25 protein-coding genes and 1 riboswitch are annotated in these 25,179 nt (G+C 38.9%); of the genes, 8 read left to right on the plus strand and 17 right to left on the minus strand.

Annotation, left to right across the window (positions count from 1 at the left end; genetic code table 11):
• Window positions 1-48: 48 nt before the first annotated feature.
• On the plus strand, window positions 49-969 hold the full coding sequence (gene argF / locus OD757_RS01325) for an ornithine carbamoyltransferase (RefSeq protein WP_009390265.1): 921 nt from the start codon (window positions 49-51) through the stop codon (window positions 967-969).
• Between the two features lie 193 nt (window positions 970-1,162).
• Window positions 1,163-1,687: a protein tyrosine phosphatase family protein gene (locus OD757_RS01330; protein ID WP_263030601.1), complete on the plus strand. Its 525-nt coding sequence runs from the start codon at window positions 1,163-1,165 to the stop codon at window positions 1,685-1,687.
• On the opposite strand, the gene ispF is transcribed toward OD757_RS01330, so the two are convergent.
• Window positions 1,675-2,166 (minus strand): 2-C-methyl-D-erythritol 2,4-cyclodiphosphate synthase, encoded by a 492-nt coding sequence (ispF, locus tag OD757_RS01335; RefSeq protein WP_263030602.1) that lies wholly within the window; start codon window positions 2,164-2,166, stop codon window positions 1,675-1,677. The genes OD757_RS01330 and ispF overlap by 13 nt on opposite strands.
• A 99-nt stretch (window positions 2,167-2,265) precedes the next feature.
• Here ispF and OD757_RS01340 point away from each other — a divergent pair, with 99 nt between their 5' ends.
• Complete coding sequence (locus OD757_RS01340; protein ID WP_263030603.1) at window positions 2,266-2,910, plus strand: hypothetical protein; 645 nt, start codon at window positions 2,266-2,268, stop codon at window positions 2,908-2,910.
• 43 nt (window positions 2,911-2,953) lie between these two features.
• On the opposite strand, the gene OD757_RS01345 is transcribed toward OD757_RS01340, so the two are convergent.
• The 5 genes from OD757_RS01345 to OD757_RS01365 all read right to left on the minus strand — a co-directional run bounded on the left by OD757_RS01345 (window position 2,954) and on the right by OD757_RS01365 (window position 8,956).
• On the minus strand, window positions 2,954-4,198 hold the full coding sequence (locus tag OD757_RS01345; protein WP_009390244.1) for a D-amino acid dehydrogenase: 1,245 nt from the start codon (window positions 4,196-4,198) through the stop codon (window positions 2,954-2,956).
• 175 nt (window positions 4,199-4,373) lie between these two features.
• Window positions 4,374-4,461: riboswitch (glycine riboswitch) on the minus strand.
• 150 nt (window positions 4,462-4,611) lie between these two features.
• A complete protein-coding gene (locus OD757_RS01350; protein ID WP_009390283.1) occupies window positions 4,612-5,103 on the minus strand; it encodes a hypothetical protein in 492 nt (163 codons plus the stop codon).
• Window positions 5,104-5,489: 386 nt separating this feature from the next.
• On the minus strand, window positions 5,490-5,720 hold the full coding sequence (locus tag OD757_RS01355; protein ID WP_263030604.1) for a hypothetical protein: 231 nt from the start codon (window positions 5,718-5,720) through the stop codon (window positions 5,490-5,492).
• 719 nt (window positions 5,721-6,439) lie between these two features.
• A complete protein-coding gene (gene fumC / locus OD757_RS01360) occupies window positions 6,440-7,834 on the minus strand; it encodes a class II fumarate hydratase (protein ID WP_263030605.1) in 1,395 nt (464 codons plus the stop codon).
• A 114-nt stretch (window positions 7,835-7,948) separates the two neighbouring features.
• A complete protein-coding gene (locus OD757_RS01365) occupies window positions 7,949-8,956 on the minus strand; it encodes an NAD-dependent epimerase/dehydratase family protein (RefSeq protein WP_263030606.1) in 1,008 nt (335 codons plus the stop codon).
• A gap of 65 nt (window positions 8,957-9,021) precedes the next feature.
• Between OD757_RS01365 and tusD the strand changes: the two genes are divergently transcribed.
• Genes tusD through OD757_RS01385 form a run of 4 tightly spaced genes read left to right on the plus strand, consistent with a single transcriptional unit; the run spans window position 9,022 to window position 10,417 of the window.
• The gene (tusD, locus tag OD757_RS01370; RefSeq protein WP_009390281.1) at window positions 9,022-9,390 is read left to right on the plus strand and encodes a sulfurtransferase complex subunit TusD; all 369 of its coding nucleotides are present in this window, start codon (window positions 9,022-9,024) and stop codon (window positions 9,388-9,390) included.
• Between the two features lie 44 nt (window positions 9,391-9,434).
• Window positions 9,435-9,785, plus strand: coding sequence for a hypothetical protein (locus OD757_RS01375; RefSeq protein ID WP_263030607.1), 351 nt, complete (start codon window positions 9,435-9,437; stop codon window positions 9,783-9,785).
• 17 nt (window positions 9,786-9,802) lie between these two features.
• Complete coding sequence (locus OD757_RS01380) at window positions 9,803-10,087, plus strand: DsrH/TusB family sulfur relay protein (RefSeq protein ID WP_263030608.1); 285 nt, start codon at window positions 9,803-9,805, stop codon at window positions 10,085-10,087.
• An 18-nt stretch (window positions 10,088-10,105) separates the two neighbouring features.
• On the plus strand, window positions 10,106-10,417 hold the full coding sequence (locus tag OD757_RS01385; RefSeq protein WP_005306315.1) for a TusE/DsrC/DsvC family sulfur relay protein: 312 nt from the start codon (window positions 10,106-10,108) through the stop codon (window positions 10,415-10,417).
• A gap of 2 nt (window positions 10,418-10,419) precedes the next feature.
• Here the strand turns inward: OD757_RS01385 and OD757_RS01390 are convergent, their stop codons facing one another.
• Window positions 10,420-11,283, minus strand: coding sequence for a DMT family transporter (locus OD757_RS01390; protein ID WP_263030609.1), 864 nt, complete (start codon window positions 11,281-11,283; stop codon window positions 10,420-10,422).
• 123 nt (window positions 11,284-11,406) lie between these two features.
• Here OD757_RS01390 and OD757_RS01395 point away from each other — a divergent pair, with 123 nt between their 5' ends.
• Window positions 11,407-12,798, plus strand: coding sequence for a PLP-dependent aminotransferase family protein (locus OD757_RS01395; RefSeq protein WP_263031008.1), 1,392 nt, complete (start codon window positions 11,407-11,409; stop codon window positions 12,796-12,798).
• Window positions 12,799-12,814: 16 nt separating this feature from the next.
• Here OD757_RS01395 and OD757_RS01400 read toward each other — a convergent pair whose 3' ends face one another.
• The 10 genes from OD757_RS01400 to nirD form a co-directional block, all read right to left on the minus strand.
• Complete coding sequence (locus OD757_RS01400) at window positions 12,815-13,297, minus strand: winged helix-turn-helix transcriptional regulator (RefSeq protein WP_263030610.1); 483 nt, start codon at window positions 13,295-13,297, stop codon at window positions 12,815-12,817.
• Window positions 13,298-13,514: 217 nt separating this feature from the next.
• On the minus strand, window positions 13,515-14,750 hold the full coding sequence (locus OD757_RS01405) for a molybdopterin molybdotransferase MoeA (protein WP_263030611.1): 1,236 nt from the start codon (window positions 14,748-14,750) through the stop codon (window positions 13,515-13,517).
• The gene (gene moaCB, locus OD757_RS01410) at window positions 14,750-15,673 is read right to left on the minus strand and encodes a bifunctional molybdenum cofactor biosynthesis protein MoaC/MoaB (protein ID WP_133973013.1); all 924 of its coding nucleotides are present in this window, start codon (window positions 15,671-15,673) and stop codon (window positions 14,750-14,752) included. The genes OD757_RS01405 and moaCB overlap by 1 nt, the downstream gene beginning before the upstream one ends.
• Window positions 15,674-15,696: 23 nt before the next feature.
• Window positions 15,697-16,182, minus strand: a complete 486-nt coding sequence (locus tag OD757_RS01415; protein ID WP_263030612.1) for a molybdenum cofactor biosynthesis protein MoaE — start codon at window positions 16,180-16,182, stop codon at window positions 15,697-15,699.
• A gap of 3 nt (window positions 16,183-16,185) precedes the next feature.
• Window positions 16,186-16,440, minus strand: coding sequence for a MoaD/ThiS family protein (locus OD757_RS01420; protein WP_263030613.1), 255 nt, complete (start codon window positions 16,438-16,440; stop codon window positions 16,186-16,188).
• Window positions 16,441-17,481 (minus strand): GTP 3',8-cyclase MoaA, encoded by a 1,041-nt coding sequence (moaA, locus tag OD757_RS01425; RefSeq protein ID WP_263030614.1) that lies wholly within the window; start codon window positions 17,479-17,481, stop codon window positions 16,441-16,443.
• Window positions 17,482-17,706: 225 nt separating this feature from the next.
• Window positions 17,707-19,980, minus strand: coding sequence for a molybdopterin-dependent oxidoreductase (locus tag OD757_RS01430; protein ID WP_263030615.1), 2,274 nt, complete (start codon window positions 19,978-19,980; stop codon window positions 17,707-17,709).
• Window positions 19,981-20,129: 149 nt separating this feature from the next.
• Window positions 20,130-20,759, minus strand: coding sequence for a molybdenum cofactor guanylyltransferase (locus OD757_RS01435; RefSeq protein WP_263030616.1), 630 nt, complete (start codon window positions 20,757-20,759; stop codon window positions 20,130-20,132).
• Entirely contained in the window at window positions 20,756-23,536 is a 2,781-nt protein-coding gene (locus tag OD757_RS01440) for a nitrate reductase (protein WP_263030617.1), read from the minus strand. The genes OD757_RS01435 and OD757_RS01440 overlap by 4 nt, the downstream gene beginning before the upstream one ends.
• 18 nt (window positions 23,537-23,554) lie before the next feature.
• Window positions 23,555-25,177 (minus strand): nitrite reductase small subunit NirD, encoded by a 1,623-nt coding sequence (gene nirD, locus OD757_RS01445; RefSeq protein ID WP_263030618.1) that lies wholly within the window; start codon window positions 25,175-25,177, stop codon window positions 23,555-23,557.
• Between the last annotated feature and the right edge of the window lie 2 nt (window positions 25,178-25,179).

Here is a 25,179-nt window from a genome sequence, read left to right on the forward strand (position 1 = left end):
ACAACAGATAATTGTTGTATTTCATAACAATTATTATGGAGTAGCTACATGGCTCTAAGACATTTCCTGACTTTACGTGATCTATCCACTCTAGAACTTAATCGCATTTTAGAACGCGCAAGCGAACTTAAAAAAATGCAGCATGACAATAAGGTATATCAGCCTTTTGTCGGTAAAGTATTGGGAATGATTTTTGAGAAATCAAGCACGCGTACACGTATCTCTTTTGAAGCAGGCATTAATCAATTTGGTGGTAGTGCGATTTTCTTATCGCCTCGCGACACACAACTAGGTCGCGGTGAACCAATTGAAGACTCAGCACGTGTAATTTCAAGTATGCTTGATATTGTGATGATTCGTACTTTCGGTCATGACATTGTTGAACGTTTTGCATCATATTCAAAAGTTCCAGTGATTAACGGTTTGACAGATGACCATCACCCTTGTCAGTTACTTGCAGATTTACAAACTTATAATGAACACCGCGGTAGCATTAAAGGAAAAACTGTTGCTTGGATTGGTGATGGCAATAATATGTGTAACTCATATATTGAAGCTGCACACATGATGGGCTTTAAACTCAAAATTGCATCACCGAAAGGATATGAGCCTAAACCTGAATTTTTAGCAGAGTTTGGTCATTGTGCCGAAGTTTTTGACAATGCAGAAGATGCGGCTGTAAATGCTGACCTTATCGTTACAGATGTATGGGCAAGTATGGGGCAAGAAGAAGAACAGAAGCTTCGTGAAAGAGCCTTTGCTGCTTTTCAGGTCAATGAAAAATTAATGAGCCTTGCTCATCCTGACTGCTTATTTATGCACTGTTTACCAGCCCATCGCGGCGAAGAAATTTCTGAAACCATGCTCGATTATAAAAATGCAGTCGTATGGGATGAAGCAGAAAACCGTCTCCATGCTCAAAAAGCTTTAGTCGAATTTTTATTGAATGAAAATCTAAAAAAAGCTTAAATTTTGAGTTAAAAAAACAGCATCTTTATGATGCTGTTTTTTTATTTTATAGGACTTGTACTTTTCCAGTTAATTATTTTTAAAAATTTGATAACGTTGCCGAATATATAAGCAGGCTGTATTTCAACTATTCTCTAGAATCGTGTATAACATTCTACACAATAAGCTAAGCCTACTCTTGTAGAGTGCGATCATGACAACCCTTGAACAATCATTATCTCAAATTCCCGCATTTTCGATTATTCATGAACATTTATTTAGCTCGGCCCAGCCTTCTGCTGAACAACTAAAATTGATTAAAGAGTTTGGTTGTAGCACAGTCATTAACCTTGCTTTAACTAATGCTTCAAATCACCTTGAAAATGAAGACCGTATTTGTTTAGACCTTGGTTTAAATTATATTCATATTCCAATTGATTGGGAGACGCCTTCTGCTGAGCAGTGCTTATTAGTTTTAGATTTGATTGATCATTTAGTGCAAAATGAAATTGTTTGGATACATTGCGCCAAAAATAAACGCGTAAGTTGCCTTATGTATGTCTATAGACAGTTTTATATGAATATTGACATGCCTACTTCTCAGGATTTATTGCACGAAATTTGGGAACCTAATGAGACTTGGACTGGACTCATTCATAGTATTACCTTACAGCTACAAGGCCGTAAGGCAACTCTCGAGCTTCAGCAGTCTTTGCAACAGGCAGATCACTTAGTGTGATGAGAAATTAAAACAGTCGCTGTAGCCAAAATACCTTCTTGACGACCGGTAAACCCAAGTTTTTCGGTTGTCGTTGCTTTAATGCTAATTTGATTAATATCCACATTTAAAACATCAGCAATGCTTTGGCGCATTTCCAAATTATGCTTAGCTAATTTGGGGCGTTCACAAGCCACCGTAATATCGGCATTATTTAACTGATAACCACGATCCAAGATTAGCTGGTAAACATGCTTTAACAATACTCGGCTATCTGCACCCTTATATTCCGGGTCTGTGTCAGGAAAATGTTGTCCAATATCTCCGAGTGCCAAAGCGCCCAACAAAGCATCACATAGGGCATGGAGTACTACATCACCATCAGAGTGTGCTTTCAAACCATGTGTATGTGGAATTTGAATGCCAGCTAATGTAACGAAGTCCCCCGCTTCAAAGGCATGTACATCCATTCCTTGACCAATGCGAATTTGAGCAACCATATAACTATTACCTTCCATAAAAACTTAAGAAATCTTGTATTCAGCCTTTCTGTTTCGCTATAGTACACCTAGCAAAGTAGACTGAAAGTATAAGCGATCATGCTGTCTAATACTGATATGAATCAATTGAAAAGATTAAGTTTTGCCGTGACATTGAGTTGTTTATGTTCATCTCCTGTTTTTGCAGAATCAATAGACTGCTCCAATTCTGGGACTGAGCTTAAAATCTGCTCAAAAACATTTAGTGAATCGAGAACGCAACTCAATAATAAATATCTTTCTGCATATTTAGTTACTGATGCCCCCCTACAACTTTTACAGGATACACAAAAGTTATGGTCTAAATATACTCAGCAATGCAAGAGTAATACGTGTATTCAACAACAGTTTGATTTACGTACAGATGACCTAAATTTTTATGCATCACTTAAGCAAACGCTTACCCAGCATTACCTTAAGTTTGAAAATGGACGTATAGCAGCACAACCTGTTCATATTCAAGTCCATCAGCTCGCAAAGGATAAAATCAAGATTGAAGGAATAGCATATCGCAATCCAAATAACCGCAAAGAAACTCAAACGATTTCTTTGATGGCCTATAGTTCGCCTGAACAAAAAAGTGAAATTTTAGACAATGAACATAACTGTAAATATCAGTTTGATTTTCAAAAAGCTTTACTTCATGTGAAAACCCAACAGAAAGGCTGTGAGCGTTTTAGCGGAATCTACCGATTATATGATTAGCGCGTTAAATAAAAGCCAGTGTTGAACACTGGCTTTTTACTTTCTAGACTGGATATTTTTGAGCAATATCTTGACCAACCAAAACCGCTGTCGCCGCTGACAAAGTCCACCCTAAGTGCCCATGTCCTGTATTGTAGAAAATACGAGGCTGTTTAGCCTGCTTCACTACAGGCAGCATATTAGGCATCATTGGTCTTAACCCAGCCCAAGGCACCACATGCTCAGTTGAAATATCAAAGTTACGGTTTACCCAATTCACCAAAGGTTGAATACGATCAGCCCGTATATCGCGGTTGTAACCGTTAAATTCAGCAGTTCCCGCCACGCGCAACCGATCTTTACCTAAACGAGAAGTCACAATTTTAGCGCTCTCATCTAGTAAACTAACCCACGGTGCATTCTTTACACTTTGCTCATCTTTTAATTGCACGGTAATTGAATAACCTTTTACTGGGTACACATTTACCCGCTCTCCAATCATATCGGCGAGTTGATAACTTCCTACACCACCGCAAACTACAAGCACATCACCTTCGATTTGGATGCTATCGGTTTCAACAAGATAAGGATGCTCTGCGCTTGGCTGACAACTTACGATCACTTTGTCTGGATGACATTTAATATCTGTGACTTCCAGACCGAATTTATACTGAACGCCATATTGTTTAGTCTTTTCAGCCAAAGAAGTTGAATATTTATGAATATCCCCTGTTGCATCACTTGGCGTGTAATAGCCACCAAAATATTCGCCTGTTAACGACGGTTCTATGGTTTTCATCTCATCAGGTGAAACTGAATAACGCTCTAATGTACCCTTGTTCAATACACTGTTTACTTGTTTAGCAATCTCGTAGTCAGCCTTACTATGATACATATGGAGAATTCCACGTTTCTCCAAATCAAACTCGAGTTGCTCTTTTTCAGCAACCTCGAATAAACGCTTACGAGCAAGCAATGCCAAACGGACTGTCTCAATCGTGTTTGCTTCATAGTTTTTAATATGGGATAAAAACTCAACTAGCCAGCTATATTTATGCAAACTAAATGAAGGATTCAGCAGTAGTGGTGCGTCTTTTTGTCTCATCCATTTAAAGCCTTTAACTACAGTGGCTTTTTGGTTCCATACTTCGGCATTACAAGCCGATAATTGCCCTCCATTGGCAAATGATGTTTCCATTGCAGGATATAGATGTCGATCAATCACTGTGACTTGATAACCCAGTTGCGATAATTCATAAGCAGAGGTAACCCCTGTGATTCCCGCACCTATCACAATAACATGTGGCATAACAGACTCCTCAGAAATGCAGAACATTTCATCAGTACAGCCCATCTGTCATTGGTACCTGAGAGTTTCGACCCCAACGTTACCTTTTAACGTTTAGATCTTCCCCTTCGGTGAGTTTATAATTTATAAGTTATTATTTTCAATTCTTATAAATCTAAGCTTCTCTCCAGATTTTTTAATTATTACAGTCCTTCTGCCTGAGAGTTTCCGGGCTTGTTGCTCCTTCGGCGGGTTCTTTCGAACCTCTCTCCCGCAATAATTTTGTATTTATATAAGCAATGTATCTGCCACTTTAGAAAAAACGCATTCTTTTCTTGTAAACTTTTGTACCAGCAATTATCAAGTGATAACTCATTAATTTAATTATAAAAATAAAAAAGGTGAATTTCCATAAATTCACCTTTTGTGTTTAATTAGAATTTTCCATTGAGCACTGGATCTGAAACTATGCCTTTCCATTGCTCACGCAAGGTTGGTAAATAAAATTTCTCACCAATAGTGACCAATTCCGCATCAATTAATGCATGAACTTCATGCATAAAAATATAATCAAGTGCAACCAAAGAGAGTTGATGGTTTTTTTGTGCTGTTTTCTTACGTTTTGCTTGAGCTTGTTTCACTAACTCATTCGCAAAGTTTTTATCTTTATAAGCCGTAATTGCATTTAAACGAAGTTCAATAACTCCCCATCCAGCCAATAGCTTTTTAAAGACATCAAAATCTTCTGAAGTTGATTCCCAAGTTACATTTTCTAGATCATTATCATCAGGTAAAACTGGTAATAATAAGTCACCTGTACTCGGGAAAATCTTTTTAAGATTTAACAGAAACTTAACAGGCTGATCACCAGGATAATCATTAAATTGCACATGTTGTTGAGTATCTGTCAAATAAATAGAGAGCATTCAAAAATCCTTAGCTAAGCTTCTGTTTTAATTAGTTTATTTAAAATATCGCAAAAAGATGCAAAACTAAAAACAACATAAAAACAGGACAAGGTGCGCATTTTAACAATTATGACAGCTTATTCAACGCTAATTCGCCTTTAATTAGTGAAAGTTTAAGCTTTATTGATAAAAAGCCCTCCGAAAAGAGCTCTTCGTTGTTATGTGTTTAATTATTGTCATGGCTATCTCCTCCCTACCAAGAACTAGTCTTTGGCGGGCTTCTTATACGGTAATAGATATACAACCAATAAGAATTTTTTAATAACGTTGTTCGCTTTATTATTAAGAAGTATTTTTTACTCTTACCTAATTCCTAAAGAAATAATTCATCATAAAAAACCAGTTTATTTAACCGAAAGTAAGTATTCGTATGCTGTTTTTTCATTACTTTCTAATTTAATGACTGCATCAGTTTCATCATTCAAAGTAAGGTTGAATATCTTTTCACCATCATAAGAAATTTGATGACCCATACGAAATCCTGAATCAATTGACTCAAGAATAATAAAATTTCCTTCGATATTCGAAGCGACATAGTAAGTATTGTTCCGATGAACATATCTAATTGTGTACATCACTATCCAAATTCCATCTAAAAATTATGTTTTTTCTTAAATAATAATAAGCCCACTTCCTCATCTCAATCAGAAATGGGCCTAGCAAAGAAGATGCTTAAATCTAAAATTGAAAGATGTATACAATCATCTTCCAATTTCGTTACAGCTAAACACCAGCAATGTGAATCAAATTAAAAATAAAATAATTCAAACATTTAAAAAACATAAATATTTGAATATATGTGTATTTTAAAACTCCACTTTTTTTTGATTCCTAACACTAATCATTCAGTGCTAAACCAATACATAGATATTACAGAAATACTTAATAATAAAAAACCCCGCCATTAGTCGATACCTGCTTGGTTTTCTTATAGCGTCATACGTCTGACAGAATTGACTTACTAATGGGTTAACTACTATTTAAATTAATCTTTACACTTAACTTTCAAAACGGCTGCTTTGGCATGCACTGGAAAAGTATTTATGAATTGAGACAGTATAATGATTTACGATTTCTTTATTGTTAGAACAATTATTGATTTGGGCTTAAAATAACCTAGCAAAAATAAAGCCTAGATATGACATTTATATTTAAAGATATAAAAAAAGCCTACTTTTTCAAGCAGGCCTTCCCCTTATGATTTTTTGCGCTGATCATTCAGGACTTTTGTTGTACTTAGCAACTCGCGGATATTACCCAAGTATTTGCTAATAAAAAAGTCCATTAGAAAAGATTATTTACTATTTGGTGAAACCATTTTTTCAGGTTTAACCACTTCATCAAATTGTTCTGCTGTAACCAAACCGAGCTCAACAGCGACCTGCTTTAAAGTTTTATTTTCTTTATAAGCAGTCTTTGCAACTTTTGCAGAGTTTTCATAGCCAATCACTGGATTTAAAGCGGTTACCAACATAAGAGAGTTATGTAAGAAGTGATCAATTTTATCCTGATTAGGTTCAATTCCTACCGCACAGTGATCATTAAAACTATTACAAGCATCGCCAAGCAACTGAATAGACTGTAATAGGTTGTAGGCAATCACTGGCATAAATACGTTTAATTCGAAGTTACCTGAAGCACCTGCCACATTAATAGTCGTGTCATTTCCAAGTACTTGTGCAACAACCATGGTCATTGCTTCACTTTGTGTCGGGTTTACTTTACCCGGCATAATGCTTGAACCAGGTTCATTTTCAGGAATACGGATTTCACCGAAACCACAACGTGGACCACTAGCCAACCAGCGAATATCGTTTGCAATTTTATTTAAACTGACTGCAAGCGTTTTTAATGCACCAGAAGCAAAAACAGCAGCATCACGTCCTGCAAGTGCTTCAAATTTGTTTGGAGCCGTTACAAATGGTAAGCCTGTAAGCAAAGCAAGCTGAGCAGCTGCTTTCACTGCATACTCAGGATGTGCATTTAGCCCAGTCCCTACCGCAGTACCGCCTAATGGTAATTCATATAAGCCTGTTAACGCCTGTTGCAAGCGAACTAATCCATGCTCAAGCTGAGACACATAACCACTAAATTCTTGACCCAATGTTAACGGCGTTGCGTCTTGTAAATGGGTACGACCTATTTTAACAATAGACTGAAACTCATTTGATTTTTTTTGCAAAGTCGCTTTAAGCTGCTCTACGGCAGGAATGAGTAATTCATTAATTTGCAAACTTGCTGCTACGTGAATAGCGGTTGGAAATGAATCGTTCGTTGATTGAGCACGGTTGACATGATCATTTGGATGTACAGGTTTTTGGGCACCCAATGCTTGACCTAATTTTTGGTTTGCAATATTGGCAATTACTTCATTACAGTTCATGTTACTTTGTGTACCAGAACCTGTCTGCCAGACCACTAAAGGAAACTGTGAATCCCACTTACCATCAATGACTTCTTCAGCCGCGCCGACAATATATTGACTCAAATCTTGCGGTAACTGTTCAAGTTCAGCATTAGTTAACGCAGCAGCCTTTTTGACCAGCCCCATTGCTCGAATCATGGCACGGGGTAAACGCTCTTGCCCGATTTTAAAGTTCTGTAAGCTGCGTTGAGTCTGTGCTCCCCACAATGCTTCATTTGGAACTTCAATCTCACCCATAGTGTCATGTTCAATTCGTGTTTGCATAGAAACCTCAGTTATCTGGTTAAAGAACTCACGGGCTGAAGCAAGTTTTGCTCTGGCTAGTTAATTTTAATATCGTACTCAAGCATTCCATTGTTGTAAATAAGAATCATTATCTTATCTTCCATTTAATGTATTTTGATAAAAGCGCCATTCATCTTCAATCATTTGTTTTAATGGACGTTTAGGTGACCATTGTAATAATGTTTTTGCTTTCGTTATGTCTGCCCCAACTTGGCCTAACTCAACATGCTTATAAATCGCAGGTTGAGTCGGAATTTCGGCTTGAGTGACTTGTGAAATTTCATCGAGTAATTGACGAATAGAGTGTACTTGGTCATGGGCAATATTGAATGCCTCACAACAATGGGTTTGATCGCGCAGCCAATGTAAGCTTGCAGTTACAGCTTCACATACATCTAAAACATGTAGAAAACTACGTTCAGTCGTATGGTCCGATGTTTCAGCTTGATCTTGTAATTCGATTAAATCACGTTGCATTGCGGCAACTTGCATAGCAAGCGGTACAATATTTTTAGGAAGCTGTGCAACATATTCACCGAGCACCCCATGTTCAAATGCACCTACAATATTAGATAAGCGCAAGATCGCAATTTTCCACTCATGATCAATTTTATAAGTATCACGGATAATTTCTTCAATCATCTGTTGAGACTTAATATAGGGATTAGGATAAGTATAATTAAATTCTTCTGTTTCGCTTAATTGCAGACCAGATTTTCCATAGGCTGCAAGGCTAGACAGATGAATAAAGTGACGGACACCTGTGCGTTGCATGGCACGTAGTAAGCTCATGATGCAACTTACATTATCATTATAATATTCAAGAGGTTTAAGATTAGATTCTTCAATTGATTTGAAACCAGCCGTATGAACAACTGCATCAATTGAATATTGCTCAAAGACCTTATTCAATGCGGGTGTATTACGTACATCAAGTTTAACAAATGGAACGTACATACCAGAAATAAACTCTAGGCGCTCCAGCGTTTGCAAGGTTGAATTAGCCAAATTATCGACAATTACCACTTCTTGCCCATGGGCCATTAGACTCAAAGCAATATGTGAACCGATAAAGCCTAAACCACCTGTCACTAAAATCATTGTATACTTACCTTTCTCTTAATGCATCTACGCCCATTTAGACGTATGACCATAGTGAATTCTCAATGAGTACATTACTACTAATTACCTCTGCTCCTACTTCCATTCATGCTTGGCATGCGTTAGGACTTGCTCAGGCACTCAAAAGTAAAAATGAAGACTTTCGTGTATTCTTTTACCAAGACGGCGTGCAGGTTGCTAATGATTTTCAATGGGTTCCTGACGACCAGCGCAATTTAACGCATGAATGGCAAAAGCTCTCGATTCGACTTCCTGTTTGTGTGAGTGCTGCCCTCGCTCGTGGTATTACAGATGCAGAAAATGCCAGTCGCCATCACCTTACTCATCACAACCTTGCCAAAGACTTTCAACTCGTCGGGTTAGGTGAACTTGCTGATGCGGTACAGTCAGCATCTCGTCTTATTCAATTTTAAGTTACTTTGTTTGCTTAGATTGTTGCTTTTAAAAGGTATATTGTGTGAAATCTGTACTCGTCATTTTAAGCCAAGCCAATTTAACCAGTCTTCAAATCAATGAAAGCCTTTCTGCTACTATGGTTTTAGCAACCTTTGGCTCGCCAGTCAAAGTATTATTGAAAGATGCTGCACTTAGCCTTTTACAAAATGATTTAAGCTTTAGTCAACTTCATCATACTTTCAAAGTCGCATCAAATATGGTCGAAAGCTTTGAATTTTATGATTTAAGCCCAATTCTGATCGAAAGCAAAAATCAGCAAAATCCTTTTGTTCAACAAACAGAACAAGAGCTCGAATTCATTGAGTTAAATCATGAGTTCATTCAGTCTTTTGACCATGTCTTATATTGGTAGATGAAGGTGTAATTTTAATGAATCCATCAACACTTTATCTTGTGCAATCTACTTATCACAATACACCGAATATTATTGGTGAATTAAGTCATCTTTATCAGGAAGGCGACCAAATTATTTTTATGGGTGATTCTGTTGCACGGCTTTCAGCCCAAATGATTCAACAGTTTGAATCTGTTTCGTGCTTGAGTCTTGAAAAAGATTTACTCGATACAGATACTTTAGCTCAGATAAATGTATTGGACTATGATCAATTTGCAGATCTGGTTTTAACGTTTAATCGCTGTATTTCTCTTAAATAATATATTTAGGCTGGTTTCATGAATTTAGAATTAGACCAAGATGGTCATTTGGTTGATTATACAATCTGGAATCCTGAAGTGGCACAAGAGCTTGCTAAGTCACTTGATATTGAATTGACCGAGTGGCATTTCGAAGTTTTAGCTGCTGTGCGTCAATTTTATCAACAGTTTGGACACTCTCCAGCAACTCGCCCACTTATTAAATTTTTAATGAAGACGGTAAGTCCAGAGATTAATAATGCTGTTTTGCAGCAACAATTTAATACTGGTTTAGTTGCCCGTCATTTAAGTCGTTTAGCAGGTGTTCCTAAACCAGCAAATTGTTTATAAAGTTAAGTAAATTTTTTAGCAGCAGCGACACATAAAATAGTTGCTGCTGTGACCATTAACATTGACCAGCTCACATGTTCGTGCAATAAAGCCGCTGCAATACCTAACCCCATTAAAGGCTGTAAAAGTTGTAGTTGGCTTATGGCAGCAATACCGCCTTGTGCCATTCCTTTGTACCAAAAGAAAAAGCCAATGAGCATACTAAACAAAGACACATAAATAAGACCAACTAAAGCAGATGGAGACACACTTTGGAAGGAAGCTGGCATATAGAAAATAGTAAGCAACAACATAAAAGGTAAAGACAAAATCAGCGCCCAACAAATGACTTGCCACCCGCCTATTTTTCTTGAAAGTACACCACCTTCTGCATAGCCAAAGCCACAGAAAATAATTGCCATCAACATATAAAAGTCCCCTATTCCAAGTGATGTATCACCAGAAAGGAAGAACATATAAGCGAAAACAACTGCACTCCCCAAAACTGCAAATATCCAGAAAAATTGATTTGGTTTTTCTCCACCTCTTAGCACAGCAAATATTGCAGTTGCCAACGGTAAAAGACTAACAAAGACAATTGAATGGGCTGCATTCATATATTGCAAAGCAAGTGCTGTAAACAACGGAAAACCAATCACAACCCCTAAAGCAACAATGGCAAGAGGCCACCAATCTTGCTTCGCTGGCTTTTTTTGTTTTAAAACTAAAATAAGAATAAGTCCTAAAATACCCGCAATTGCTGCACGTGCTGCGGTTAAAAAGCCGGGTTCAAACCCCATTACGGCTACACGTGTTGCTGGTAATGACCCAGCAAAAATAGCCACGCCAATAAAACCATTCACCCAGCCATTCATAAACCTATTCATAATTTTCTCCGTCACTATACGAAGAATTTAAGCTGTGCTAAGGTGATTAAACCAGATACAAAGCAGTACAATTTAAAAGAACTGTTATGTATTAATAACCAGTACAGTTCGGATTGTAAGTCAGTGAACCAGAACAAAACCAAAATTGAAATTGTCATTTCAGAGATTGAACAGCAAATAAAAAATCGGTCTTTAATGCCTGGAGCACGCTTACCCTCCGTCCGCAAATTAGCACATGATCTGGGCTTTTCAGTCTCAACCATCTTAGAGGCGTATGAAAGATTAATTGCTTTGGGAAAAATTGAATCGAGAACTGGATCTGGATTTTATATTGTTGGCCCTCTCGCCCCTTTAGCTTTAAGTGAGTTGAGCCCTCAATTAGAACGTTCAGTAGATCCTTTATGGATTTCTCGTCAGTCTTTGGAAGCGAAAGCAGACGTATTTAAGCCTGGCTGCGGTTGGCTCCCCGACGACTGGATGCCATTAGACAGTATTCGTAAAGGATTAAGGGCAGCTGCAAGGAGTACAGACGCTTGTTTAATGGGTTATTCAACCCCGTTAGGATTACCAGCTTTACGTGATTTACTAGCAAGGCGTGCCCAAACAAAAGGAATAGATGCAAATCTAAACCAAGTACTTTTAACAGATTCGGGAACTCAAGCGATTGATTTAGTTTTCCGGTTTTTACTAAAGCCTGATGACGTCGTTCTGATTGACGATCCTTGTTATTTTAATTTTCATGCATTACTCAAAGTTCATCAAGTTAAAGTAGTTGGAGTTCCTTACACAGCTACAGGCCCTGATTTAGAAGCATTTAAAGAAGCAATTGATACTTATAATCCACGTCTTTATATCACCAACTCAGGAATACACAATCCAACTGGTGCAGTACTTTCTCTTTCTACCGCACACCAACTATTAAAGCTGATTGAGCAATCAAATTTAATTGTAGTAGAAGACGATATTTTCTCAGATTTTGAATATAACGCTGCTCCTCGGCTTGCGGCTTTGGATAATCTTTCACGTGTAATCTTTATTGGAAGTTTTTCTAAAACCTTATCCGCCTCTATTCGCTGTGGTTATATTATTGCCAAGCCAGAATGGATTGATCAACTCACCGACCTAAAAATTGCTACGAGCTTTTCTCACAATGGTGTGTCTGCTGAAGTTTTGCTTACTGCTTTAACGGATGGTTCTTATCGCAAGCATTTAGAATTACTCAAAGTTCGTTTAGCAAAAGCGATGCACGATACCATTACAAAACTCGAGCCTCTGGGTATAAAGCCATGGATTAAGCCTCAAGCAGGAATTTTTGTATGGTGTCATTTACCGGAAGGTTTAGAAGCTTCAAAAATTGCGAAATATTGTATTAATCAGAATGTTATTCTTGCGCCCGGCAATGCTTTTAGCCAAGCTTCTAATGCGGGTCAATTCATACGATTTAATGTAGCACAGTCAAATCATGAACATATTTATAAGACTCTTGCTGATGCTATTCAACAAGAGCCTTTATAAAGTATGGCGGGGGAAATTAAGCTTGTTTCTGCTTTTGTTCAATATATGCAAAATAGCCCGGTCCAGCTGAAACTTGCACTTGTTTGGCATGTAAAGGTTCATGGCAAACCGAACATACCATAACCGGTTCGAACTTATGGCCACAAGTTTTATGACGATACTCTAAAGGTTTGCCTAAACCTTGATCCATCCATTTATCTGCCCAATTCGCCATAGACAAGATAATTGGATAAAGTTCAAAACCTTTATCAGTGAGGCGATATTCAAAGCGTTCTTGACGATCAAAATAAGGGGTTTTCGCTAATATTTCATATTCAACCAAACGCTTTAAACGATCTGAAAGGACATGACGAGTTACGCCTAATGATTTTTGAAAATCGTCAAAACGGCGTATTCCCATAAACGCATTACGCAATATTAGCATCGTCCATCGATCGCCAATCACTGATAGCATACGAGCAACCGAACAAGGTTGATCACCGATGTCATCCCATTTCATCTTTATGCATTCCTCAATATTTCCTAGCCTAACGGCCCTATTGTTTATACCCTAAACCACTTACCACGAGTTATGCAACATTCATTATAAAAATAACTTCTTATCAACTTTATAAAAGAATTTTTATTATAAAAAAATAGAAAGCTATTATATAAATTCGCTTAACAAATATAACTCACCCAATTGTATAGTGAGTTATATCTATTATTATTCATCATTAATTTGAGATGAATACACCCTTTAAAATATGACCTGCTTCTAGTTTCACACTTGCTGGAATTCGTACTAGACAATTGGCCTGCATTAAATTACTGAGCATGTGAGATTGCTGTTTTGCCAGACTTTTAACTTTAAGTTGTCCATTGTCAAAATAAGCATGCATTCGTAAAAAACGTTCGCGCGCATCTTCTTTTAAGTCATGATCCAAAATTGCACTAAACCACTCTGGCCCTGCCGAGTTTCCCTGCAAAGTGTCAAGCAATGCTTTACCGTAAACCTGCATAGAGACATAGACCGCAGCAGGATTACCCGGCAAACCGAGCAAATAACAATAGTGATCTTTTTCTGAATTTGAATATTCAGCAAAAAACAGGGGTTTACCCGGTTTCTGTTTTACTTTCCAAAAGATCTGTTCAAAGCCAGTCTCAAAAGCGCATGGCCGAACAAAGTCATAATCACCTACAGAAACTCCGCCTGTGGTTATGATGACATCATGGCTATCTTTTAACTGATTAAAGTAATGTGTGACTTGCTCTGCCTCATCTGCCACATGAATGAGTTCAACCTCTAGGCCGTAATCTTCAAACCAAGCTTTTAATAATGGACCATTTGCATCAAAGATTTTGCCTTCTGCCAAATCTTCTGCTTTTTCGGCTACTTCGTCGCCAGTGACTAAAACAGCGACTTTTGGTGCACGGTAAACGTCAACCGTTTGTACACCCGCCATACTTAAGGCAGCTAAACTTCCAATATTCAGAAACTGACCAACTTGGGCAAGTAACTGCCCATTCTTGATTTCTTCACCCATAAAACGAATATCGGCTTGCGGACGTATATGCTCAGTTAAACAAATTTCCTGTGCTGAAAGAACCGATACAATTTCTTGCCTCGCAACATGTGTTGTGCCTTCAGGAATTTTGCCACCAGTAAATATACGAATTGCCTGCCCTTCATTCAGTACGTCATGACTTTCGCTTCCCGCACGAATCTCGCCTGTAACCTGAAACTTGTGATTATTTAAATCTTCTGCATGGCTACAAAGTGCATAACCATCTACAGCACTTTGAGAAAAGCTTGGTAGATTAATTTCTGAATAAATTTCTTTAGCAAGATATCTACTGAGGCTATTTTGAAGAACTTGCTGAATCGACTCTAATTTTTTAGGTCGGTTACTCATCAGCTCAATTGCTTCATTTACGCTAATCAACCCACGTTCTGCACCACAACCTGACATTATTCATAGCCTCCCGGATGTGGTAAGTCACGGCAAACATCAAAAATATGAACTAACGCTGGTAAAATAGCAGCCATTGATTCACTTGCTCCACCACGGCTTCCGGGTAAAGTCACCACTAAAGAGCGATCAATAAAACCAGCTACTCCACGCGACATTGCAGCATATGGTGTACGTTTTTGTCCAAATGAACGCGCAGCTTCCATTAAGCCATCTAGCTTTCGTTCTAAAAGTGGCTCTAGCGTATCAACCGTAATATCACGCTTACCAATTCCAGTGCCACCAACGGTCATAATGCAAGCATATGACTTGCTCAACTCAAGCACTAAATCCTTTAAAGTTTCAGCTTCATCGGGCAAAATCTGATAATGAATTGGATCGAATCCTGCTTCTGTTAAAGTTTCAACCACAGATTTTCCAGCTGTATCGGGTTTTCTACCCGCTGCAACCGTGTCAGATAACACAATAACCGCTGCCGATACGGGCTGACGAAGAACTCGCTTAAAGTGTGATTTGCCACCTTTTTTCTTAAGCAATTTACATTGATCCATCCAGAGTTCTTCTGGTTCACAATGTGGTTTTAACATGTCGTAAATGGTTAATCCCGCAAGGCTTGCAGCCGTTAGAGCTTCCATTTCCACACCAGTCGGACCAATGGTTTCGACCACGGTAATAATCTTTACAAAATCATGTTCTAATTCATATTCAACATCTGCACGATAAATCGGCAGTGGATGACACAAAGGAATCAGCTCATCAGTTCGTTTCGCTGCTAAAATTCCTGCTACACGTGCAGTTTTTAATGCATCCCCTTTTTCAGTGTTTCCTTGTCTTAATAATTCAATACAGTGTGGGGGCGCATATAAAATTGCTTGTGCTTCAGCAACACGATAACTTTCCGGCTTCATTCCTACGTTTTTCATTATTTATCCTAGTTGTGCATATTTCAGTGTGAGTGTTCATGGCCGACATGATGGTGATGCTTGTGTTCTTGCGGTGCATCCTTACGAATACAGCAGCCTTCTACATAATGACTTGTACCGTCTGTAAAGAACTCTTCTTTAAAAACTGGCACTTCATGCTTCACTCGCTCAACCGCTTCTTCACATGCTTGAAAAGCTTCACGGCGATGGGCTGCATAAGCAATTGCAATGATTGCTGTTTCACCTACATCCAGATAGCCGATTCGATGAATCACTCGCACATAAGATACCTTATACTTTTTCTCAATTTCCAGTTCAATTTCACGTATCATTTTTTCAGAAAGCGGTTTATAAGATGTATATTTCAATGCTTTAACAGCTTTTCCTTCATGGTGATTACGAACCGTACCCATAAAAATATCGATTCCACCGCATTCAGGAAATGATTCAATAGGATCAAAGGTATCTAAACTTAAAGCCTGCTCTTGTATACGTGCAAAATCTCGCATGGTTCACCCCCCTGCAACTGGTGATAATAAAACCAAAGTACATGGCTCACTTAAGGTGGATTGCCGCGTTATGACATTATCGCCAATAGCACACGCACATTTTTCCATGGCTTTTATACATTCCGGATGTAATAAAACAATTTCATCTAATACATCCTTAACCAGAATCTGGTTAGGACAAACTAACGAAAGATTTTGAGGAAGCAATTTTTCAATTGCACCAAATGCTTCGACTTTAATTTGGATAGATTGTTGCATTTATCCCCCAAGCATATGCATGCTGATTTTACGGGTTTGTTGATGTTGTAAGGCATGAAAACCTTTGGCTTTTTGCCAGATATAAGGATGAACCAAATTCTTTAAATTTTGGATATACACATCGTATTCTGGCATGTACTGATTACTTACCAATGCTTGAAGCTGAGGCTTAATATTTAAACCTTGCGGTGCAAAGAGACAGTTATATAACTCACCTTGTGCGGTTAGTCGTATACGGTCACATTGATGGCAAAATGAGTGAGTAATTGTGGAAATAATTCCTAGAGAGTAGCTTTTGTTAATCAAATATTGGCGTGCGGGTTCATGCTGCTGCTCGATAACCTGTACTGAATAGTGGGGTTGTAAAGCCTGTAAAATTTCTGCTTCACTCACTACATCTTTATTTGACCAGAGTGCATCGCCATCAAGTGGCATAAATTCAATGAAACGTAAAGGAATATGGTTATCGATCGACCACTTCACCATCGGCAGGATTTGATCGTCATTTTTATTTTTCATTAACACGCAGTTTATTTTAAAGGGTAGTCCTGCATCTTTTGCAGCTTGAATACCCTCAAGAACTGGTTCTAATTTTTTCTTGGTCAACTCTTTAAATTGAATCGGATCAAGGCTGTCTAAACTAATATTTAGGTCATCTAATCCAGCATCTTTTAATTGCTTAGCGTATTTAGCAAGATAGTGTCCATTGGTGGTCATTGAAATCCGTTTTAAACCTAATGCTTTTAAGGCTTGCAAATCACGAACGAAATGGACAACACCTTGACGCATTAATGGTTCACCGCCCGTAATGCGGATACTTTCAATACCTTGCTGCACCATAAAATGGCAAAATTGAAAAAGCGCTTCAAAACTAAGCAGGTCTTGTTTATTTAACCATTCAGGATGCTCAGGCATGCAATATACACACTTAAAATTACAGCGATCAGTTACTGAAATTCGTAACTTCCGCTTGATGCGCCCATATTGATCTTGCAAAAGCATTGGCGCAGTTTCAGAGTGATATTGTTTCATCATTTGCACTCATGTCGAGAACAGTTCAAATATTGCTGGCACTTTTTATGGGCAATTAAAATAGCAAATTGCTCTCCAATAGTGCTCTGCTTATGCAAAATTTGTTCCAATTCTATTTATCATCCATAACTTCTCAGGTTTTTTTAATAGATTTTTACTGCACTACTTCAACTGTAATTTTAAAACTGTGTAAAGTTAGTGCAGTTTCCATCTCTCATTTGCCCTACATTATTTCTAGCACTTTTCTAAACGGATGGGTACATATTTATGGTACGGCGTTTTAGATAAAGGATCACAATGATCACCGGAAATCAGTTGATTTAATTGTGGCCCAATTGGCTCTCCACCTTGAAAGCGCATACCATAGCCGTGTGGAAGTGACACAACTCCTTTTCGCATGCCTTCATCTAAATCTATGCTGACCTGAATTTGCCCATGCTTCGAAATACAGTTGAGTCGATCACCGACACTTACACTTAAAGCTTGGGCATCCTCCGGATGAATTCGTAAAGCCCCTTCAGCATCTACTTTTCGCCAAGCAGGATCACGGTAAATTTGGTTTGCGTTATAGCTACGGCGCTCCCCCGACAAAAGTATGAAAGGAAACTCTTCAGCATTAACCTGATGATTTTTTAAACTTGCCAACTCACCTAACATTTCGGGAATAGCGAGACGTATTTTCTTGTCTTTATAAGCAACCAATTTCCAGATTTCATCATATTCGTGTTGTGATAACACTACGCCTGAACGCTGATTTAAAATTTGCTCAAATAACCGAACGCCCAATATTAAGGGATTACCTTTATAACCTGCACGGCGTACTGCTTTGGTGTGTAAAACAGCATATTGAATAGACAATGGTAATAAGAAAGCCGTTGAAGCAGCTGAGTTTTCTAAATATTTACCTAAAGTCCGATAGAGAATCGAAGCGGCAAAAGGGATATATTTTTTATGGCATGCAAAAGTAAGGCCTAATGCCGACAAGTAAGGTAAATAGGCTGTTTTTTTAGAGTCGACTGAAGCTATTTTTTCCAAAAGCGGAAAGCTTTTTGGAATTACCTGCATGGCTTCAAGTAAGCGCGTATAAATTTCTGCTTCCGGTAAAGTATTCGCTTGAGCATTTAATACCGGGTGTCTTAGGTGAAAACCGTTCTTAGGGAATTCCAAGTTAAAACCGGTAAATTCCCATTTTTCAAACTGGGTGTGAGCCGGTAAAATATAATCTGCTAGTCTCGCGGTTTCCGTCATGGCGACATCGACTACAACCAACAAATCTAATGCTTTAAATGCTTTTTCGTAGGCAGGTGTATCGGGATAAGTTAATAGCGGGTTACAACTATCCACAAAAACTGCGCGAATTCGTTTTTCCCCTGCTTTTAATATTTCATCGGGCAAAATATTAGGCGGGAAGAACCCAGAAATTGGGAACATTTTATGGTAAACACTACGTCGATATTTCGGTTTTCTTTCATCGGTGTCGCTTAAAATTGGAATAAACATGGTATGCAAATTATTGGTACCTTGCTTTCCAAAGTTTCCAGTTAGTAAGTACAGTAGTTTTTCTAAATATCCGTTTAATGTCGTATTTAAAGTATGCTGAATGCCTAAATCGATACGCACACAGCCTCTTTTAGCCTTGGCAAAATCTCGAACCACTTGGTAAACCAAATCGACCGGAATATCTGCTTTGGCAATATAGTCTTCAATCGGCACACGACCAAATGCTGTTTTTACGTCGTCAAATCCTTGCGTATGTTGCTCAATGAACGCTGCATCATAAAGCTTTTCCTTAATAATGATCGCAATCATAGCTGACATTAAAAAAGCATCTGTTCCGGGTTTTAATTGCACATGAATATCTGCTTGTTTAGCTGTTTCGGTAACACGCGGGTCAAACACCACCATGGTCCGATTCGGATCTTTCTTAATATGCTTTAGCGTATCTCGTGCATTGGGAATACCATGTGCCTGAAAAGGATTTGTCCCAATAAAAAGAACATAGTCGGCATATTCAACATCTTCTGTCGTATGGCAGGCCTGACTTCCAAACAAACGCCCATTGAGCCAGAAATCACCTGTTTTTTCTTGAGCAAGAGAGTTATAAGCATAATAACTTTTCATGGCCAGCAAAAGTTGTCGGCCATATGCTGCACCTAGATGATTTCCTTGACCACCGCCCCCAACAGAAGCAAAAGCAGTTCCCCCAAAATTATCTCTAATTTGAACCAATCGATCGGCAATTTCCTGTATGACAATATCCCAGCTCACTTCTTGAAAAGAGCCATCTGGTTGACGTTTCAAAGGTGTAGTCAAACGATCTGCATGCTGCTGATAATGCTGTAATCTTGCGGCTTTTTGACAAATGTAGCCTTGTGAAAATGGGTGTTTAGGATTGCCTTTAATTTTGACAAACTGATTATCTTTAATTTCAACACTTAAACCGCAATTTCTTGAACATAAAATACATGCGGTCACATCCGTTTCGTTTTGCTTCAGTGCTTCTACCATTCCGATTGACTCCCTTTATTTTTATGCATATAGATGGAACTAAAACATCAAGTTCCAAAATAGAACCTATATAATAAATAGTCAAGAATACATCATTTAAAATTTGTTTAGGTCATCAGTTGAATATCTAAATAGATAAAGTCTGTTTTTTAACTTGCTGTAAATATCTCTTTAAAGGCATTGATTTGTTTGTATTGCTGAAGCTCATCTAGAGAGTTGATGCTATGGAAAAATAAATTTTGTTTTTGAAATATGGCGACTTGTGCATGTAAAAGCTTAAAGCATTCTTTTAAACTTAATCGTTGTTTGTCAATTTGCTCTGTTATCGTGCTTAGGCTTTCACGCTTTAACAAGCAAAATGGATACAATGCATCTCCATTAATTGAAACATAAGCTGCTTGAGCCTGTTTATTTTTTCGAAGTGCACTGTGTAATTTCGCAACTACTTGCGTTGGCACATACGTCACATCACAAGGAATAAACAAAACATAATCTGCTTCTACATGAGACCATGCACTTTTCATCCCCATAAGCGGGCCGAAAAAACCAGAAGCATCATCTTGAAAACATTTAATATCTGGCACAATACTTTGATAGATCGAATAGTCGCGATGACTATTAACCCAAATTTTAGACACAGATGGTTTTAATTTTTGGTGAATTTTAAGAAGTTGGGGTTCACCATCAAATTGCTGCAATAACTTATTTAAACCGTTCATACGGCGGGCTTGTCCACCCGCCAGAATGACCAGATCAGTTACGGGATATCCCTTATTCACACTTCCACCTCTTGTTGGCAAGCTTTAATCAAGCCACGGATTTCAGGTAAACATGAACCACAATTTCCACCTGCTTTCAAACAAGCAGTGACTTGTTTTTCATGAGTAATATTTTGCGTTTTAATGGCTTCAATAATTTTATTCTTACCCACTTTAAAACAACTACACACTAAAGGCCCATCATTATTTGTAGCAGACATGGGCATGCCGGCCAGTAACGCTTTTCGGTGCAAGGCACTTAAACGTTCACGTTTAAACAGACTAGCAACCCAATCACGGTCTGGCAATAAATCTGGCGGCGCAATATATAGACTTGCAATTACAATGCCATCTTTCAAAATAACACTATGGCTCAGTTGTGACGAGATATCTTCGATACTTAACCATTCAAATGTTTCATCGGCAAATGGCAAAAAGTTTTTCAGATTCTTTTGAGTATCATGAAAAGTTTGGCGATCAGCAAGTTCATAACGGTTGGTTTTCACCATTTTGACCTTAGTCCACCATGCACAGTGGTGTAGTGATTCTTGGATATGGGAGTCATACCCTTCACGTACATAGAGCACACCTTGCCAAGTGGTATAGAACGGCTGAATGGTGACAGGTGTATGTTTAAACTCAGGCTCACCTGAAATAGCGTCGACCTCTGGGTTAACGACTTTACCAATACGAGCATCGGACGCAACTTGTTCAGTCCAGTGAATGGGTGCAAAAATTTGCCCACGGCGTACACCCGATGAGAATGTCACCCGTAATACACAGCTGCCCCATTTCGAACGGACTTCGACTAAGCCTTGATCACGTACACCAAATTTTAAGGCATCACTTGGGTGAATCTCACAGAATGGTTCGGCACGATGACTGGTCAAATTTGATGACAAACCCGTACGTGTCATGGTGTGCCATTGGTCACGAATACGCCCAGTGTTCAAAATGAGTGGATAGTCTTCTGAAACCGCATGGACCGGATCGATTGCGACAGTCGGAATCAATTTTGCCTTGGCATTTCTATGACTAAACTGCCCGTTGCCAAAGAGTTGTTGTACAGCTTTAGCATCTTGGTTTTTATTCCACACTGGCCATTGCACTGGTTGTAGAGCATCGTACTCAGCAATACTTAGATTCATTAACCCTTTTAGGTTGAAATAACGGAAATTATTACTTTCTTCACGCGAATCAATATCTACATTATCTTGTGCTGACAAAGCCGCATGCTCATTAAAAATGTCACTTGCACCCACAAAGTCAAAACCATTAAAGCCCAATTTTTTCGCAACTTGGCTAACAGACCACCAATCTGCTTTTGCTTCGCCTGGTGCAGGCAAGAAAGCACGTTGACGTGAAATACGGCGTTCAGAGTTAGTAACAGTTCCATCTTTTTCACCCCAACCTAAGGCTGGCAGTAATACATCGGCATAGGCTGTGGTATCGGTATCTGCACAGATATCTGATACCACCACCAGTTTGCACTTCTCTAACGCACGTTTGACTTGATCGGCATCTGGTAAACTTACCACCGGATTGGTTGCCATAATCCAGATGGCTTTAATTTTTCCAGCTTCAACGGCACGGAACAAATCAACAGCTTTTAAGCCAGCTTGGGTTGCAATAAATGGACTATCCCAAAAGGTTTGCACCACTTTTTGATGTAGTGGATTATCTAAATCCATATGCGCCGCTAGCATATTGGCTAAGCCACCCACTTCTCGGCCACCCATCGCATTGGGCTGACCTGTCATTGAAAATGGTGCAGCGCCGAGCTTTCCAATTTTGCCTGTCAGTAAATGACAGTTAATTATGCTGTTAGCTTTATTTACGCCTTGACTTGATTGATTCACACCCATTGAAAATAGAGTGATGACTTTTTCAGTTTGAGCGAATTTCTTAAAAAACTGCTGTAACTTCTCTAGTGTAATTCCTGTACGCTTTGCCACATATTCAATATCAGTTTCTTGCTGACTACTTGTTAAAACATCTTGTAAGCCTTCGGTATAGGCATCTACAAAGACCTGATCAGCATGGCCATTTCGATATAAATATTGAAATAAGCCATTAAATAAAGCCACGTCTTGGCCCGGTAAAATCGGCAAATGCAAATCCGCTTGTTCACAGGTACTGGTAAAACGTGGGTCAATTACAACCACAAACATATCGGGATTTTGGCTTTTAGCCTGCATGATCCGTTGATACAGCACAGGATGGCACCATGCGGTATTGGAACCGACCAATACCACCATGTCAGCATGCTCAAAATCTTCATAACTTGCTGGGACAATATCTTCACCGAAACTACGTTTGTGACCTGCCACCGCAGATGACATGCAAAGGCGTGAGTTGGTGTCGATATTGGCAGTGCCCAAATAGCCTTTTACAAACTTATTCACCACATAATAGTCTTCAGTCAAAAGCTGACCTGAAACATAAAATGCAATGCTGTCACGACCATATTGATCAATACAAGATTGGAATTTATCAGCGATCTTATTAATTGCCTCATCCCACGTTGTTACTGTCCGATTGGCCTTGCGCCCCATCATCGGCTGTAAAACACGTGTTTCTAACCCTAAAGTATCCGCAAGTCGGCTACCTTTAATACATAAGCGTCCAAAGTTGGAAGGATGCTCAGCATCCCCCTCAACTTGTACCAGAGGTCCTTGCGGTTTTTGTTGGACGTTTACGCTAACACCGCAACCTACCCCACAGTATGGACATGTTGTTTTAGTTGTTTTTGCAACATGATCGGAGCTATCGACTTCAACGCTTGGAATACTATTCATAACTGCTCCTTTCCCTATTTAGCCTGCATTTTTTAATGCAAAATCTCGACCAAATAGCAGTTTATTTCTGAATGAAGAAACAGGTGTTTGGTCTGCAATTAACTCTGCATACCACATACCATCTTCAGTATCACCGAACAGTACTGCGCCAATTACTCGATCGCTTTGAATGATAATGCGTTTATAAATCTGGCGTTTTTCATCATTCAAAATAATGTCTTCATAATCATCTTTCGGCTCAAAATTACCCGCTGAAAATACATCAACACCACTCACCTTTAACTGAGTCGGTACGGTGGGTGCTTTAAAAGTTAAGCTGCCGTGTTCTGCTAAATGGGTCGCGCAAATGAATGCTTGCCCCCATAATGGCTCAACCAAACCAAAGGTTTGTCCGCGGTGTTCAATACACTCACCTACGGCATAAATACTTGGGTCAAACGTTTGCATAGTGTCATTGACCAACACACCACGGTTACAACGCAAACCAGCACTTTGTGCCAAAGCAATATTTGGACGAATGCCCACTGCAAACACTACAAGATCGGCTTCTAAAACTGTGCCATCTTTCAAACGAATTTGCTTCACATGACCATTTTCGTCACCCACCAAAGCTTCTGTATTGGCTTCGGTAATGATGTGAATGCCTTTTTGCTCAATGCTATGACGCAGTAACTGGCTCGCACGACCGTCGAGTTGACGCTCCATAATACGGTCCATTAAGTGCAATACGGTCACGTTCATACCGCGTTGTTTTAAACCATACGCCGCTTCTAAACCGAGTAAACCGCCACCAATCACCACTGCATTGGTTTTTGAACCGCAGTACTCAATCATGGTGTTAACATCATAAATATCGCGGAAAGTTAACACGCCTTTTAAGTCAACACCTTGAACTGGTGGAATAAACGGTGCTGAACCTGTTGCCAAGATCAAACGATCATAATCAACTGTTTGCTCTTTTTCGGTGTAAACCACTTTACGCGGACGATCAATTTTTACTGCTTTATCACCTGCAATAAATTTGATGCCTTTGTCGCTATACCACTTTGGCGGGTGCAACATAATATCTTCAATGGTTTTTTCACCTGATAAAACCGGAGATAACATGATACGGTTATAGTTACCCCAAGGTTCCTCCCCAATCACTGTGACTTCATAACGATCTGGTGCCATATCAAGTAAATCTTCCAGGCAACGCATCCCCGCTAAACCGTTACCAATCAGTACCAATTTCAGTTTGTCTTGAGACACACCCGTATTGGTAATATAAGTTTTTTGTGGCACCTCATTGACCCAAACACGCCCATCTACAATTTTGCTTGGGTAAACTAAAAGCTTTTGGTCTTTATCTTCTAAACAACGGCCCGTTGCTAAGCTGAAATGTTGTTTATAGATTGGCGATGCTATGACACGTTCGCCTTGTAAATCACCGATAATTCCACGGCTCATGACGTTGGCTTGGCTAAACGGATCTTTATTGCTCAGCACATAAACACGTTTTTCATGTCCAACACGGAAGATTGCCACTGCTTGCCCGCCCACTAACGCACCCGCGCCAGTGTTTGGGGTTAAATCATCGAGTGCACACACATCAATCCATTGATCATCAGGAAGCATATTTTTGTCTTGTACGATATTCATAG

Origin of the sequence: Acinetobacter sp. AYS6 (assembly GCF_025630795.1) — a bacterium.
Lineage (GTDB): Bacteria > Pseudomonadota > Gammaproteobacteria > Pseudomonadales > Moraxellaceae > Acinetobacter.